The 14,138-nt window shown below is 74.9% G+C and carries 11 protein-coding genes; 6 read left to right on the plus strand and 5 right to left on the minus strand.

Annotation, left to right across the window (positions count from 1 at the left end; all coding sequences use genetic code 11):
- Positions 1–24: 24 nt before the first annotated feature.
- Entirely contained in the window at positions 25–834 is an 810-nt protein-coding gene (locus AB0C17_RS25330) for a DNA-formamidopyrimidine glycosylase family protein (RefSeq protein WP_357383803.1), read from the minus strand.
- A gap of 313 nt (positions 835–1,147) precedes the next feature.
- Between AB0C17_RS25330 and AB0C17_RS25335 the strand changes: the two genes are divergently transcribed.
- The 5 genes from AB0C17_RS25335 to rocD all read left to right on the plus strand — a co-directional run bounded on the left by AB0C17_RS25335 (position 1,148) and on the right by rocD (position 6,711).
- A complete protein-coding gene (locus AB0C17_RS25335) occupies positions 1,148–1,897 on the plus strand; it encodes a cellulose binding domain-containing protein (protein ID WP_357383801.1) in 750 nt (249 codons plus the stop codon).
- 5 nt (positions 1,898–1,902) lie between these two features.
- Complete coding sequence (locus tag AB0C17_RS25340; protein ID WP_357480738.1) at positions 1,903–3,351, plus strand: RICIN domain-containing protein; 1,449 nt, start codon at positions 1,903–1,905, stop codon at positions 3,349–3,351.
- Positions 3,352–3,486: 135 nt separating this feature from the next.
- A complete protein-coding gene (locus AB0C17_RS25345; RefSeq protein ID WP_357480741.1) occupies positions 3,487–4,395 on the plus strand; it encodes a thrombospondin in 909 nt (302 codons plus the stop codon).
- Between the two features lie 286 nt (positions 4,396–4,681).
- Positions 4,682–5,497, plus strand: coding sequence for a dimethylargininase (gene ddaH / locus AB0C17_RS25350; protein ID WP_357383929.1), 816 nt, complete (start codon positions 4,682–4,684; stop codon positions 5,495–5,497).
- Positions 5,497–6,711, plus strand: coding sequence for an ornithine--oxo-acid transaminase (gene rocD, locus AB0C17_RS25355; protein WP_357383927.1), 1,215 nt, complete (start codon positions 5,497–5,499; stop codon positions 6,709–6,711). Before ddaH ends, rocD begins: the two co-directional genes overlap by 1 nt.
- A gap of 72 nt (positions 6,712–6,783) precedes the next feature.
- Here the strand turns inward: rocD and AB0C17_RS25360 are convergent, their stop codons facing one another.
- Both AB0C17_RS25360 and AB0C17_RS25365 read right to left on the minus strand, forming a co-directional pair.
- Entirely contained in the window at positions 6,784–7,932 is a 1,149-nt protein-coding gene (locus tag AB0C17_RS25360; RefSeq protein ID WP_357383795.1) for an FHA domain-containing protein, read from the minus strand.
- Positions 7,933–8,051: 119 nt separating this feature from the next.
- Positions 8,052–9,104: an acyl-CoA desaturase gene (locus tag AB0C17_RS25365; RefSeq protein WP_357383793.1), complete on the minus strand. Its 1,053-nt coding sequence runs from the start codon at positions 9,102–9,104 to the stop codon at positions 8,052–8,054.
- A 285-nt stretch (positions 9,105–9,389) separates the two neighbouring features.
- On the opposite strand from AB0C17_RS25365, the gene AB0C17_RS25370 reads away from it, so the two are divergent.
- On the plus strand, positions 9,390–10,169 hold the full coding sequence (locus AB0C17_RS25370) for a glucose 1-dehydrogenase (RefSeq protein WP_357383791.1): 780 nt from the start codon (positions 9,390–9,392) through the stop codon (positions 10,167–10,169).
- A 73-nt stretch (positions 10,170–10,242) separates the two neighbouring features.
- Here AB0C17_RS25370 and AB0C17_RS25375 read toward each other — a convergent pair whose 3' ends face one another.
- Positions 10,243–13,752, minus strand: coding sequence for a hypothetical protein (locus tag AB0C17_RS25375; RefSeq protein ID WP_357472277.1), 3,510 nt, complete (start codon positions 13,750–13,752; stop codon positions 10,243–10,245).
- Between the two features lie 47 nt (positions 13,753–13,799).
- Complete coding sequence (gene cutA, locus AB0C17_RS25380; RefSeq protein ID WP_357383787.1) at positions 13,800–14,120, minus strand: divalent-cation tolerance protein CutA; 321 nt, start codon at positions 14,118–14,120, stop codon at positions 13,800–13,802.
- Between the last annotated feature and the right edge of the window lie 18 nt (positions 14,121–14,138).

The raw sequence follows: 14,138 nt of genomic DNA on the forward strand, positions 1-14,138 counted from the left end.
CGCGACAGCCGGTGCGGCGCGCGGTCAGCCCGCCTGGCAGGCAGGGCACCAGTAGAGGTTGCGGCCGGCCAGTGTGCCCCGGCTGACCGGGGTGCCGCAGACGTGGCAGGGCGCGCCGGGGCGGCGGTAGACGTACACCTCGCCACCGTGCCTGTCGACGCGCGGCGCGCGGCCTGTCACCTCCGGCAGGTCGGCGTCGCGCACCGTGTCGATCCGCCCCCGCTCGACAGCCCGGTTCATCAGCGCGACCAGGTCTGCCCAGAGTTCGGTCCAGCCGGCCGGCGTCAGTTCCCGCCCGGGCAGCAGCGGCGGCAGCCCGGCCCGGAACAGCGCCTCGGTCACGAAGATCAGGCCGGTGCCGGCCACCACCGACTGGTCGAGCAGCAGCGCCGCGAGCGGGGTGGGGCTGCGCCGGATCCGCGCGTACGCCCGGTCCGGGTCGGCGTCTGCGCGCAGCGGGTCCGGCCCGAGCCGGTCGCGCAGCGCCGCCACCTCCGGCGGGGTCAGCAGCTCGCAGGCGGTCGGACCGCGCAGCTCCAGCCAGTTCCGGTCGCTGTGCAGGCGCAGCCGCAGCTGCCCGACCGGGGCCGGCGGCTCCCCCGGCCCGTCGGCGAACTTCCCGTACAGACCCAGGTGTACGTGCAGCGTCAACTCGCCCGCGTAGTGGTGCAGCAGGTGCTTGCCGTACGCCTCGGTGCCGTCCAGGACGGTGCCGCTCAGGCGGGCCGCGCCCTCGGCGAAGCGGCCCTGCGGGCTGTCGGCGTGCACCTTGTCGCCCGCGAACAGCTCGGCGTGCCGGGCGGCGAGGCGGTGGATGCTGTGTCCCTCTGGCACGACCGCCAAGCGTAGCCAGCGGGTCGCGCCGTCGGCGACGTCGGGCCGTGGGACGGCATTGAATCGATGCCTACCGACTGAAAGACTGGCTGCGGTAGCGCTCGGGAGCCAGTGCGAGCCGCTCGATCTCGCCGGAGGGACAAGCGCGGGGTGATGCGCCGCCCCGGTGCCGGGCAGTCGTCTCCGGCAGTCCACCGTGCCGCCGCGCCGCCCCTCGGGGACGGCTGGGCACCAGCCGATCACGCGGCGGCGACATCGCGGTCCACCACCGCGGCGCCGACCGCCCCCGGCGCCCCCAGCTCGGGAGAGACACATGCTCCGTACGCTCGGCGCGGCCCTGGCCGCCGCGCTCGCCCTGACCGGCCTGGCCGCCTCGGCGGACGCCGGCCGGTCCCCCGCCACCACGGCGATGACGCCTGCCACCGCGGCGACGCCAACCCCCACGCCCACGTACGCCTGCCCGCCGGCGCTACCGGTCACCGGCCAGGTGACCGGTGCCACCACGACCAGCATCACCATCACCTACTGGATGGTGCTCAGCCCGCCCTGCGGCTACGACCCGCCGCTCCTCATCAGCCTCTTCGCCAGCCGCGAGGACGCCACCGCGTGGCGCGATCCGGTGGCCGAGGCGGTCACCGGGCCGGAACGGTCGGGGAAGGTGACGCTCGGCGGCCTGACCCCCGGTACCGAGTACTGGTTCCGGTTCGGCGACACCAAGGGCACGCGGGATCCGTACGTGATCGGCGGCCCGGCGCGCACGCTGTCGCTCTGCTCCGCGACGGCCACCATCGACAGCCGGTGGGACGGTGGCTTCGTCGCGACAGTGACGGTGCGCAACGACGGCGCCGAGCCGGTCCCGGGCTGGCTCGTGTCGTGGCGGTGGTCCGGTGACGAGCACATCCGGTCGGTCTGGGGCGGCGTGGTCGAGGGCGCCGGGCAGGACGTCGCGGTGCGCAACGCCTCCTGGAACGGGACGCTGGCACCCGGCGGTTCGGCGACGTTCGGCCTGCTCGTGGCGGCGGGCACGACGCCCGCCGCGATCACGCCGGTCTGCGGGCGGTGACCGCCATGCGACGGCACGGCGGCAGGGGCCGCCTCCTGGCGGCGGGGCTGGCGCTCGCGGTGGCCCTGGCGGCGACAGTGCTGGGGCCGGCGGCGGGTGCGCTCGCCGCGCCGGTGACGGTCACGAACGGCACCCAGTTCACCGACACGAGCGGCGCGGTGGTGCACGCCCACGGCGGCGGCGTGCTCGAGGTCGGCGACTACTACTACTGGTTCGGCGAGAACCGCAATCCGGACAACACGTTCCGGGCGGTGTCGGTCTACCGTTCCACGGACCTGCGTACCTGGGAGTTCCGCAACAACGCGCTCACCCAGTCGTCGGCCGCCGAATTGCGGGTCGCCAACATCGAGCGGCCGAAGGTCGTCTACAACGCGGGCACCGGCCGGTTCGTGATGTGGATGCACAAGGAGAACGGGTCCGACTACAACGAGGCGCGGGCCGCCGTCGCCTCCTCGGCCACCGTGGACGGGAACTACACCTACCACGGCAGCTTCCGGCCGCTGGGGCAGCACATGTCCCGCGACATCACGCTCTACAACGACAACGGCACCGCGTACATGATCTCGGCGGCCGACGACAACTACGACCTGAACATCTACCGGCTCACGCCGGACTACCTGAACGTGGCCGCCCTGGTGGGCAACTTCTGGGACGGTGCCCACCGCGAGGCGCCCGCGATGTTCAAGCGGGGCTCGACGTACTTCCTGCTGACGTCGGGGGCGACGGGCTGGAGCCCGAACCAGGCCCGGTACGCCACCGCGCCGAGCGTCGCGGGGCCGTGGAGCGGCTGGACCGACGTGGGCAACGGCACCACCTTCAACTCCCAGCCGGCCTTCGTGCTGCCGGTCCAGGGCACGTCCGGCACCAGCTACCTCTACCTGGGTGACAGGTGGGCGGGCGCGTGGGGCGGCCCGGCCAACGACTCCCAGTACGTGTGGCTGCCGATCACCTTCCCGACCGCCACCAGCATGAGCCTGACCTGGTATCCGTCGATCACCATCGACACGGCGGCGGGCACCGTCACCGGGAACTCGCCCGTGTACTACCGCGTCACGGCCCGGCACAGCGGCCGGGTGCTCGACGTGATCAACGGCTCCACGGCGAACAACGCCGAGGTCAAGCAGTGGAGCTGGAACGGCGGCGGCAATCAGCGGTGGGAGTTCCAGGACGCCGGCGGCGGCTGGTTCCGCCTGGTCAACGCCGGCAGCGGCAAGTGTCTCGACGTCGCGAACGCGTCCACCGCCGACGGCGCCAACATCATCCAGTACACCTGCGGCAGCGGCGCCAACCAGCAGTGGCAGTGGGCCGCGCTGGGCGGCTGGTTCCAGCTGCGGGCGCGGCACAGCGGCAAGTGCCTCGACGTGGTGAACGCCGGCACCGGCGACGGCGCGGACGTGCAGCAGTACACCTGCGGCGCGGGCACCAACCAGCAGTGGTCACGCACCGTGTCCTGACCGGCGCCGATCTCCGCACGCTCCGGTGCTGGTCGCCGGAGCGTGCGGAGCAGCCGACGGGTGTCGATTTCGGCACACCTGGGTACTTCCTTTCTGTCATGCGCGGCCTCCGCGCCTGGATCAGGAGGTGCCATCGTGAAGATCCTGTCCCGCCGGAACCCTCCGGCGACCAGTACCGATACCAACGGCGACGGCGTGGTCGACGAGCGCGACCGGACCGCCGAGCAGCCGGCCGGCCGGCCCGTGGTCACCGACCGCGACGAGGAGCGGACCACGTACCGCAGCGCCGCCACCGCGACCGAGAACGAGCGTGCCCGGGACGCGGCGGCCGACCGGGACGCGCGCGATCTCGACGCGGCGACGCCGGCCGACGACCGCACGACCGGCCTCCGGGGAGCGGCCACGACGGCCCACGGCCGGAACGCGGCGGCCGACGACGAGCCGGACGCCGAGGCCCGGCGCCGGGCTGCGGACCGGGGCGCGGCGGCGCGTGCGGTCACCGGCCGCCGGGTCGACGCCGACACCCGGACCGTTCCGGTGACCGACGCCCGGACCGCCGGTGCGACGCCCGCCGTCGGAGCCCCCGTCGCCGAGCCCACCGTCGACCTGGACCGCGACGGCCGCCCGGACCACACCGATCTCGACCGGGACGGCCGCCCCGACGGTACGGATGCCGACCGCGACGGCCGGGTGGACCGGCCGGAGCCGTACACCACAAAGCGTCCCCGGGCCAGCCTGCTCGCCACGCTCGGCCTGATCGTCTCGGTGGTCGGGGCGCTGTTCGTCCTCTCCGGCACGCTCGCCGGGTACGGCATCGGTGTCGGCGCGGCCGGCGCGGTGCTGGCGGTGCTGGGCCTGATCGCCACCCGTCGCCGACACGTTGCCGGCAAGACCGACGCGCTGATCGGCATCGCGGTGGGCCTTTCCGCGGTGGTGCTCGGCATCGTGGCGATGACCGGCCAGTTCGACTGGCCGACCACCGACGGCGACTGGGTGGGCCGCTTCCGCGAGTGGCTCGACTCACAGTTTGGCGCCTGGTTCTGACGGGCACCTTTCCGATCGCCGGCAGGGCCGGCCAGCCCGATCAGATCTGGTGGTTCACCAGCCGGGTAACACCTCTTTCGGGGGCGGCGGTTCGCCGCCCCCGAAGTGTGTCCGGCGTCGGCGCAATGATTGCTCACTGGTGACCGATTCAACGCAACGATTCGCCGCCGAACGCAACTTCTCGCGGTGGATGTCGTCTACCGGGGCCGCATAACGTTGGACCACGGCGCCAGCCCGTGGGCCGACGGTGGCCGGGCGCGCCCGACCCTGGGAGCACGACATGACGATGGACGCCATCCGCCAGCGCTTTCTGATGTGCCGGCCGACGTACTTCGCCGTCGACTACGCGATCAACCCGTGGATGGACCCCACCGCCCCGGTCGACGCCGACCTGGCGATCCGGCAGTGGGAGCGGCTTCGCCGGACGTACCTGGACCTGGGCCACGAGGTCGAGCTGATCGAGCCGGTCGCCGGCCTGCCGGACATGGTCTTCGCCGCGAACGGCGGCACCGTGATCGACGGCAGGGCCATGGCGGTGCAGTTCCGCGACCCGCAGCGCGCCGACGAGGCGCCCGCGTACCGGGCCTGGTTCGAGGGCGCCGGCTTCGAGATGTACGACCCGAAGCACGTCAACGAGGGCGAGGGCGACGTCCTGCTGGCCGGCGACCACCTGCTCGCCGGCACCGGGTTCCGCACCGCGCACGCGTCGCACGCGCAGCTCCAGGAGGTCTTCGGCTACCCGGTGGTGACCATGCAGCTGGTGGACCCCCGCTTCTACCACCTGGACACCGCGCTCACGGTGCTCGACGAGCGCACCGTGGCGTACCTGCCGGAGGCGTTCTCCCCCGGCAGCCGGGCGGTGCTGCGCCGGCTGTTCCCGGACGCGATCCACGCCACCATGGCCGACGCCGAGGTGCTGGGCCTGAACGCGGTCAGCGACGGCCGGCACGTGGTGCTGCCCGCGCAGGCCACCGACCTGGCCGCGAAGCTGCGCGACCGGGGCTACGAGACCATCGGGATCGACCTGTCCGAGCTGCGCAAGGCCGGCGGCGGACCGAAGTGCTGCACGTTGCGACTCCGTCAGGGAAAGGCGAGCAAGTGATCATCGACGACATGCTGCGGACTCCGTCCGCGGTCCGGGACGCGGAGCGTCACACGGCGCACAACTACCACCCGCTGCCCGTGGTGATCTCGTCGGCCGAGGGCGCCTGGCTGACCGACGTGGACGGCCGCCGCTACCTCGACTGCCTGGCGGGATACTCGGCGCTGAACTTCGGCCACCGGCACCCGAAGCTGATCGAGGCCGCGCACGCGCAGCTCGACCGGCTCACGCTGACCAGCCGCGCGTTCATCCACGACCAGTTCGCCGACTTCTGCCGCGAGCTGGCCGCGCTCTGCGGCAAGGACCTGGTGCTGCCGATGAACACCGGCGCCGAGGCGGTGGAGACCGGCATCAAGGTGGCCCGCAAGTGGGGCTACCAGGTCAAGGGCGTCACGCCGGGCCAGGCAAACATCGTGGTGGCGGAGGGCAACTTCCACGGCCGTACGACCACGATCGTCAGCTTCTCCACGGACGAGGACGCGCGTGCCGACTTCGGGCCGTACACCCCGGGCTTCACAGTGGTCCCCTACGGCGACCTGGACGCGCTGACCGAGGCGATCGACGAGAACACGGTGGCCGTGCTGCTGGAGCCGATCCAGGGTGAGCAGGGTGTCGTGGTGCCGCCGGAGGGCTACCTGCCGGGTGTGCGCCGGGTCTGCACCGAGCGCGACGTGCTGTTCGTCGCCGACGAGATCCAGTCGGGGCTGGGGCGTACCGGGGCGACGTTCGCCTGCGAGCACGAGGGCGTCGAGCCGGACATGTACCTGCTGGGCAAGGCGCTCGGCGGCGGCATCGTGCCGGTGTCGGCGGTGGCGGCGAACCGCGACGTGCTGGGTGTGCTCCAGCCGGGCCAGCACGGCTCGACGTTCGGCGGCAACCCGCTGGCCTGCGCGGTAGCTACCGAGGTGGTCCGGCTGCTGGCCACCGGCGAGTTCCAGCGCCGCTCGGCCGAGCTGGGCGAGCGGCTGCACGCCGGCCTGCGCGGCCTGATCGGCAAGGGCCTGGTGGCGGTACGCGGTCGCGGCCTGTGGGCCGGGCTGGACATCGACCCGGCGCTGATGACGGGCCGGCAGGCGTGCGAGCGGCTGATGGAGCGCGGTGTGCTCGCGAAGGACACGCACGGCTCGACCATCCGGCTCGCCCCGCCGCTGGTGATCACCGAGGACGAGATCGACCACGCGGTGGCGCAGCTCGCCGCCGTGCTGGCCGGCTGAGGGCGTACGCCTCACTCCGTACACGAGAAGGCGCCGGGACCGCGACGGTCCCGGCGCCTTCGCGCGTGCCGGTCACTGACGCGGCAGCCGCATCGCCATGGTCGGCGCCTCGGCCATCACCGAGTTCGGCGTGTACTTCGCGTCGCTGCTCATGTCGTCGGCGCGGCCGATCTGCACGCCCGGGTACAGCTCGATCAGGTCGCCCTCGGCCAGCACCCGGGACTGCTGCGGCGCCAGCGCGATCCGCTCGTGCTCGGCCATCGAGCCGCCGGGGCGTACGCCGGAGCCGTTGGTGCTGGTGTCGGTGACCACCACCTCGCCCACCCGCAGCTCCAGCCGGATGTGGCTGCGGCTGATCCAGCGGCGGGCCTCGTCGTTGAGCCACTGGCCGAGCGTCACCCCGCCCGGGCCGTCGGGCGCCCGGCCGATCGCCACCGGCTCGGTCTCGGTCAGCACGAACCGCTTGCGGACCAGCCCGCCGATGCGCGCCGCGAGCACCACGGTACGCGGGCGCGGGCCGGCGTCGGAGAGCCGTGCGCCGTGCCGGGGGCAGGTCGGCGCCCCGGTACGCAGCGTGGGCGGCGGCTGCTCGGCCGGCACCCGGTCCACGGCGGCCAGGTCGGCGAACGCGCCCCCGCCCCCGCCGCCGCCGAACAGCGCGCACCCCGGCTCCGGGCAGCGCCACTTCCGGGAGAGCAGCTTGACCCCGGCCGGGGAGCGGCTGCCGGTGGCCGGGTCCTGGCCGCCGCCGACGTGCGCGATGAAGACCGGCCCGCCGGCGCCGGGCACCGGGGCGAGCACGCGGCCCGCCTGCCCGACCCACGGGTACCGCCCGACGAGCCCGTCCAGCCGCGCCCGGGTGAGCACCGGCAGGCCGAGCAGGTCGGCCACCTCCAGCATCCGGTCACCGGGCTGGTCGAGCACCTCCACCAGGCCGTCGTCGGCCCAGCGGCGCACCACCATCCGCTCGTTGGAGGTCAGGTCGGCGTCGGACAGCAGCGCCCGGTGCACGATCGCGTAGACCGGGACGCTGTCCTCGCCGATCTGCCGGGACAGCGCGTCGATCACCATGCCGAGCCGCAGCAGGCTGGCCGGACGGCCGCCGTCCAGGTTCTGCCACCGGATGACCTCGGCCAGGTCGACCACGGCCCGGGCCAGCGACGGGTCGGTGCAGACCCGCCCCTCGATGGCGTCGAGCACCTTGCTGATCTCGAATCTCATGCCGCAGCTCCGCACGATGTCGTCAGTGACGCGGCCGGGCCCGTTCGCCCCGCCGCGCCGCGCGCCACCACCGCGGCGCGCCCTCCACCACCCGACGACCCTACCGGCAGCCGGTCGGCTCAGGCCGCGCGCAGCGGCCGGCCCACGTCGTGCAGGTGCGCCAACGCCTGCCGGTACGACTCGACCAGCCCGGTCTCCGCGTACGGGACGCCCTGCTCGGCGCAGTACGCCATCACCAGCGGCCGGGCCCGGCGCAGGTTGGCGCGCGGCATGTTCGGGAACAGGTGGTGCTCGATCTGGTAGTTGAGCCCGCCCAGCGCCAGGTCGACGAACCGGCCGCCGCGTACGTTGCGCGAGGTCAGCACCTGCTTACGCAGGTAGTCCAGCTCGTCGTCGGCGGTCGGCATCGGCATGCCCTTGTGGTTCGGGGCGAACGAGCAGCCCATGTAGAGGCCCCACAGCCCCTGGTGCACGGCGACGAACAGCAGCGCCTTGGCCGGTGACATGACCGCGAACAGCAGCCCGAGATAGCCGGCGGCGTGCGCGGCGAGCAGCAGCGCCTCCACGGCCCGGTGCCGCATCGGCACCCGCCACCGCCCGTCCGGCTCGCGGCCGACGAGCGCCTGCACGCTGGCCACGTGCAGCGCCAGCCCTTCCAGCAGCAGCAGCGGGAAGAACAGCCACGCCTGGCGGCGGGCCATCCACCGGCTCAGGCCGCGCGTGGCCGTCGCCTGCTCGTACGTCCAGACCAGCGCGCCCGCGCCGACGTCCGGGTCCTCGTCGGTGTGGTTCGGGTTGGCGTGGTGGCGGTTGTGTTTGTCCACCCACCAGCCGTAGCTGAGACCGACCGCCAGGTTGCCGGCGACCAGTCCGGCCGCCTCGCTCGGCCCGCGCCGGCGGAACATCTGCCGGTGCCCGGCGTCGTGGCCGAGGAAGGCCACCTGTGTGGTGGCCGCCGCCATGACCACCGCCAGGAGGATCTGCCACCACGAGTCGCCGACGAGCGCCACCACCACCCAGCCGGCCACAAACACGCCGAGCGTCAGCGCGATCCGGAGCGCGTACCGGCCGGGCCGCCGCTCGAACAGCCCCGCCTCGGCGATCCGGCGGGACAGCCGCGCGTAGTCGCTGCCCCGCCGTGCCGCGGGTTCCGTCAACGTGGAAGAAGTCATGTCGCCCCCGATGCCGCGAGCCACGCTCTCGTACGCGACTCTCCGTCACCGATTCTGGCGATTTTCGTCGCCGTGGGTAATCCCGCAGACCCCCGGCCCGATGGTGGTGCTGTCCCTACCCCGCCGGGCCGGACCAGCGCAAACGATCTTCGTCACATCGCAGCGAGCCCGCTCGCCGGTGGGCGCACCCGCTCTGACCAGCTAGTCTGGACGAAAAGATGAGTGTTGCTCACCCGAACGGCCAGGTGCGGGCCGCAGGGTCATCGACAGACGGGAGACAGCGCGGTGCGTGGATTGACAGACAAGGTTGTGCTCGTGACAGGCGGCGGCTTCAGCCCCGATCAGGTCGGCTCCGGACTCGGCATGTCCATGTGCGTCGAGCTGGCCGCCGAGGGCGCGAAGGTCGTCGTCTCCGACCTCTCCCTGGAGCGCGCCGAGGCGACCGTCGCGCGGATCAAGGAGGCCGGCGGGGACGCGGTGGCGGTGGCCGCCGACGTCATCGACGAGGACTCGGTACGCGCCATGGTGAGCGCCGCTCTCGACGCGTACGGGCGCATCGACGTGCTGGTGAACAACGCGGGCGTGTTCGGCGCGTACGTGCCGCTGCTGGAGATCGAGAACAGCCAGTGGGACCGCGTCATGGAGGTCGACCTGAAGGGCGTCTTCCTCGCCACCAAGGCCACGCTGCCGCACATGCTGGAGCGCGGCAAGGGCGTCGTGATCAACGTGTCCTCGGCGTCCGGCCTGGTCGCCAGCGAGGTCGGCGCGGAGTACACCACCGCCAAGCACGGCGTCATCGGGCTGACCAAGCAGATCGCCTACGACTACGGCCACAAGGGCATCCGCGCGGTCGGCATCGGCCCCGGCGTGATCAAGACCGCCGCCTTCGAGGGCGCGGAGATCACCAGCGACTTCCCGTTCTACGACCTGACCATGCAGGCGCCCGCCGGCCGGTACGGCGAGCCGCACGAGATCGCCCGCGCGGTCTGCTTCCTCGCCAGCGACGACGCGTCCTTCATCCACGGCCACACCATCCCGGTCGACGGCGGTTCGCCGATCCGGTGAGACCGACGACACCGATCGATCCCGACGCGGCGAGCCCTCCCACCATCGCGGGTGAGAGGGCTCGCCGCGTTCGTCAGCCGAGCCGGGCGACGGCGTCGCGCAGCCGGACCAGATCGCGCCGGCGCCGCTCGTAGGTGGCGGCCAGCCCGATCAGCAGCAGCCCACCCACCCCCAGGAAGATCCAGCGGGGCATCAGGTCCCAGCCCCGGGCCAGCTCGTGCAGGGCCAGCGGCACCAGCGTGGCCGCGCCCAGCACCACCGGCGCCTGCCAGCGCCGGGCCGCCCCGCCGAGCACGACCGCCAGCGCCGCCGCGCCGAGCGCCAGCCGCCGCCACGGCTGCGGCTCACCGGAGACCAGCACCGACACGAGGCTCGGCAGGAACGCCGCGACGAGTCCCGGGCCGAGCGCCAGCCAACTGGTCAGCCCGGGCCGGCGCCGCAACGCCAGCAACCCGGCGCCCAGGGCGAGCGCCGCCGCCGACAGCGTGTACGCCTCCGGCACCGTCACCCCGCGCGCGGCCAGCAGCAGCCAGGCGCCGACCAGCTCGCTGCTCGCGGCCACCGCCGCGAGCACGCGCCGCCCGGCCGGCGACTCGCCCCGGCGCAGCACCCGGAGCGCGACGGCGACGCCCCACAGCACGCAGACGGCCGCCGCGTGCCGCAACGAGCCGCTGGCGAGCAGCAGCGCGAGCAGCGCCACGGCCTGCGCCGCCGCCTCCAGCACCCACGCACCGGCCCGCTTCGCGCCGACTCCGCCCGGCCCGTTCGCCGGCAGGGCCGGCCCGCCCACAGCACCCGACGTCACCGGCCCAGCCGCACCCGGCGCCAGAGCGGGCACGACGGGCCCGGCCGCTGCCGGCCGACGGGACCGGCCCGCGCGCAGCAGCGGCGCCGCGTGCGACGTCACCGCCGCGACGGCCAGGACGGCGAACGCCCCGGTACGCATCGGCTGCCCGGCCGCGATCGACGCGGTGACGGCGAACCCGGTGGCCGCCGCCACGGCGCCCAGCCAGCCCGCGATCCGGACCGGCGTCGACCGCCCGGCCACCCCGGTCACGACCCCGGCCACCACCAGCACACCCAGCGCGGTGAGCGTCAGGGCCCGGGTGGCGAGCAGGCCACCGAACCCGGGTACGGCCAGCACCGCCCCGAGCGGCACGAGCACCACCGGGCGCACACCGGTGAGCGCGGCGGCCAGCAGCGCGGCCAGCCCGATCCCGAACACGACCGCCGGCACCACCGGCCAGGGCGCACCCGCCGCCGCCAGCAGCACCGGAAGCGCCACCGCGCCGAACGGCAGCGCGGCGAGCCACCACGCGACGCGGCGATCGGTGGCGGCGAAGGCTGCGGCGGCGACGCCCAGGGCCAGCAGCACCAGCCCGGCACGGGCGGTCTCGGCGGACGCCGCCGCGACGGCGGGCGCCCCGGACCAGGGCAGCACCGGCAGGTTCGCGAGCACCAGCAGCACCGGCCGCGCGGAGTCCAGCAACGCCAGCACGGCCAGCGCGGCACCCACCACCCGCGGCGCGACCGCCGGCCGGGCACCCGCCCCGGCGGCGAGCGCCAGCAGTACCCCCGCCGTGGCGTACGGCGCCACCGGTTCCCCGCCCGGCGCGACGACCGGGCCGAGGCCGACCCCGGCGAGCGCCACGGCGAGCCCCGCCGAGGCGTACCCGCTCAGGTCGGTCCACAGGCGACGGACGGCGAGGACGGCGGCGACCGGCACCACGACGGCGGCGGTAGCGCCCCGCAGTTGCCACCAGACCGGCGCACCCAGGCCGAGCAGCGCGACGGCCACCGCAGCCGGTACGGCAAGCAACGCCACCGCCAGCGCGACGCCGCCGACCACGGGCTGCGCGTCCCGCCCGCGCCGGCCCAGTGCCGCGAGCGCCACGCCGAGCACCACCGTCACGGCGAGCACGGCGACGGCACCGGCCGGGGCGGCGCAGCCGACCAGCAGCGCGTGCCCGAGCAGCACCGCCCCGGCCGACGCGGCGGCCGGCACGACGACCCGTCCCCCGCGCGGCCGGACCACCGCCGCCAGCAGCAGCGCGGTGGCCGCCGCGAGGTCCACGACCAGCACCAGCGGCCACGGCGTCGCCGTCACGGCCGGCACCGCGAGGGCGACCAGCCCGGCGGCCGCCACGCCGGCGAGCGGCCGGACGGCCCGCGGCGTCAGCAGCGCCACCGCCCCGGCGGTCAGCAGCAGGGCCACCGGAAGCTGCCAGCCCCAGGACGGAACCGGCACGTCCCGGCCGCCCTGCCAGGCCGGGAATCCGGCACTCGCGGTGGCCGCGCCGACCAGGCCGGTGAGCACGACCGCGACCTGGCCCAGCCCGGCGGCCACGGCGAGCGCGCCCACGAGCGGGCCGGTCCGGACCGGCGCCGGCAGCGCCCGGACCGCACCGGCGAGCGCCGCCACCACCAGGCCGGCGGCGAGCAGCAGCAGCCCCGGCCGCAGTTCGCCGACCGGCCGGATCAGCGCGAGGGCGAGCACCGGCACCAGCAGCCCGGTGGTCGTCGCGCGCCAGAGGCGGCCACCGGCGGCGAGCGCGCCGGCGACCACTGCGAGCGCCACCACCAGCAGCGGGCCACCGGCGAGCAGCGGCGTGCCCGCCGCGCGACCGACAGCCAGCGGCACCAGCGCGCAGCCGGCCGCCAGGACCAGCGCCACACCGTGTCCGATCCAACCCAGCACCCGCCCGACCACCAGCGCCACGCGCGCCTCAGGGGTCCGGCGGCGCAGCGCGAGCACCACCGCGAGGTTGCCGAGCGCCACAGCGGTCAGCACCAGCGCCCAGCCGGCGGCGGTGGGCCGGAACGCGGCAGCGGCCAGCGGCAGCACCGGCTGGGCGAGCAGCCACGCCGCGAACCAGGGTGCGGTCAGCCGGCTGGCCAGGCCGTACCCGGCCGCCACCGCCGTGCCGGCCGCCGCGACAAGCGCCGCGTACCGGCTGCCGGGCAGGGCGGTCACCCCGAACAGGTCCACCGACCAGGCGGCGTACCCGTCCAGGACCACGAGCAGCAACGCCACCGAGGCGAGCGTCTCGGCGGTGCCGCGCAGCCCGCGCGCCCGGGCGACCAGCGGCGCGGCCAGGGCCAGCGCGGTCACGGCGAGCAGGATCAGCGCCCGGCCGGCCACCCCGAACGTGGTCCAGGCGACGGCGGTGAACACCACAGCGGCGGTGCCGAGCAGCAGTCCACCGAGGACGAACAGCAGGCCCTGGACCGCGCGGGTGGAGGTCTCCGCGCCGCCGGGGCGTACCGCTGGGGTGGGGGGAACCGGGCGCGGCGGCGTCACCGCCGGGTGCGGCGCGGGACCGGCGGCGTGCGGCGCGGGGATCTCCTGGCGGACCCGGGCGGCGAGCGCCGCCCGCCGCTGCCGGGCCGTGACCAGCCGGCCGGAGAGCTCCTGGTACGCGAGCCGGGCCGCCTCGACGCGCGGCACCAGCTCGCCGATCTCCCGGTCCAGCCGGATCACCTCGGCGGCGGGCGGGTAGGGCGGACGGCCGCAGCCGCGGCATCCGGCGACGAGGTCGGCCGGGGCGCCGCAACCGGGGCAGGGGTAGCCGGTGTTCTCCACCCGGCCAGCCTCGCGGGCGGCGGGGTGGAGGGACAGAGTAGGAGTACCTAGGGCCGGGTCTGCTCGTGTACCCAGGCGGTGTAACCGGGGTTGCCGCTGCCCTCCCGGCTGACCAGGATCTCCGGCACCTCGTACGGGTGGTTGGCCCGGATCTGGTCGACCAGGGCGTCCACCCGGTCCGGCGCGGTCTTGAACCGCACCTGCCACTCGACAGTGGTCTGGATCGCCGACTGCCACCAGTAGGTGCTGTCCACCGGGCCGCCGACCTGAGCACAGGCCGCCAGCCGGCCGGCGACGGCCGCGGCCGCCAGCACGTCCGCGACCCCGCGGGCGTCCACCACAGTCGTCACCACGCAGATCTGGTCCACCAGCGCACCCTACGTCGC

The sequence above is a fragment of the Micromonospora sp. NPDC048887 genome (assembly GCF_040649715.1).
Classification (GTDB): Bacteria; Actinomycetota; Actinomycetes; order Mycobacteriales; family Micromonosporaceae; genus Micromonospora.

Coding starts and splice junctions, on each gene's coding strand:
- AB0C17_RS25360 (WP_357383795.1), bottom strand. CDS start 7,932: ATGAGATTCGAGATCAGCAAGGTGCTCGACGCCATCGAGGGGCGGGTC.
- AB0C17_RS25365 (WP_357383793.1), bottom strand. CDS start 9,104: ATGACTTCTTCCACGTTGACGGAACCCGCGGCACGGCGGGGCAGCGAC.
- AB0C17_RS25340 (WP_357480738.1), top strand. CDS start 1,903: ATGCGACGGCACGGCGGCAGGGGCCGCCTCCTGGCGGCGGGGCTGGCG.
- AB0C17_RS25335 (WP_357383801.1), top strand. CDS start 1,148: ATGCTCCGTACGCTCGGCGCGGCCCTGGCCGCCGCGCTCGCCCTGACC.
- ddaH (WP_357383929.1), top strand. CDS start 4,682: ATGGACGCCATCCGCCAGCGCTTTCTGATGTGCCGGCCGACGTACTTC.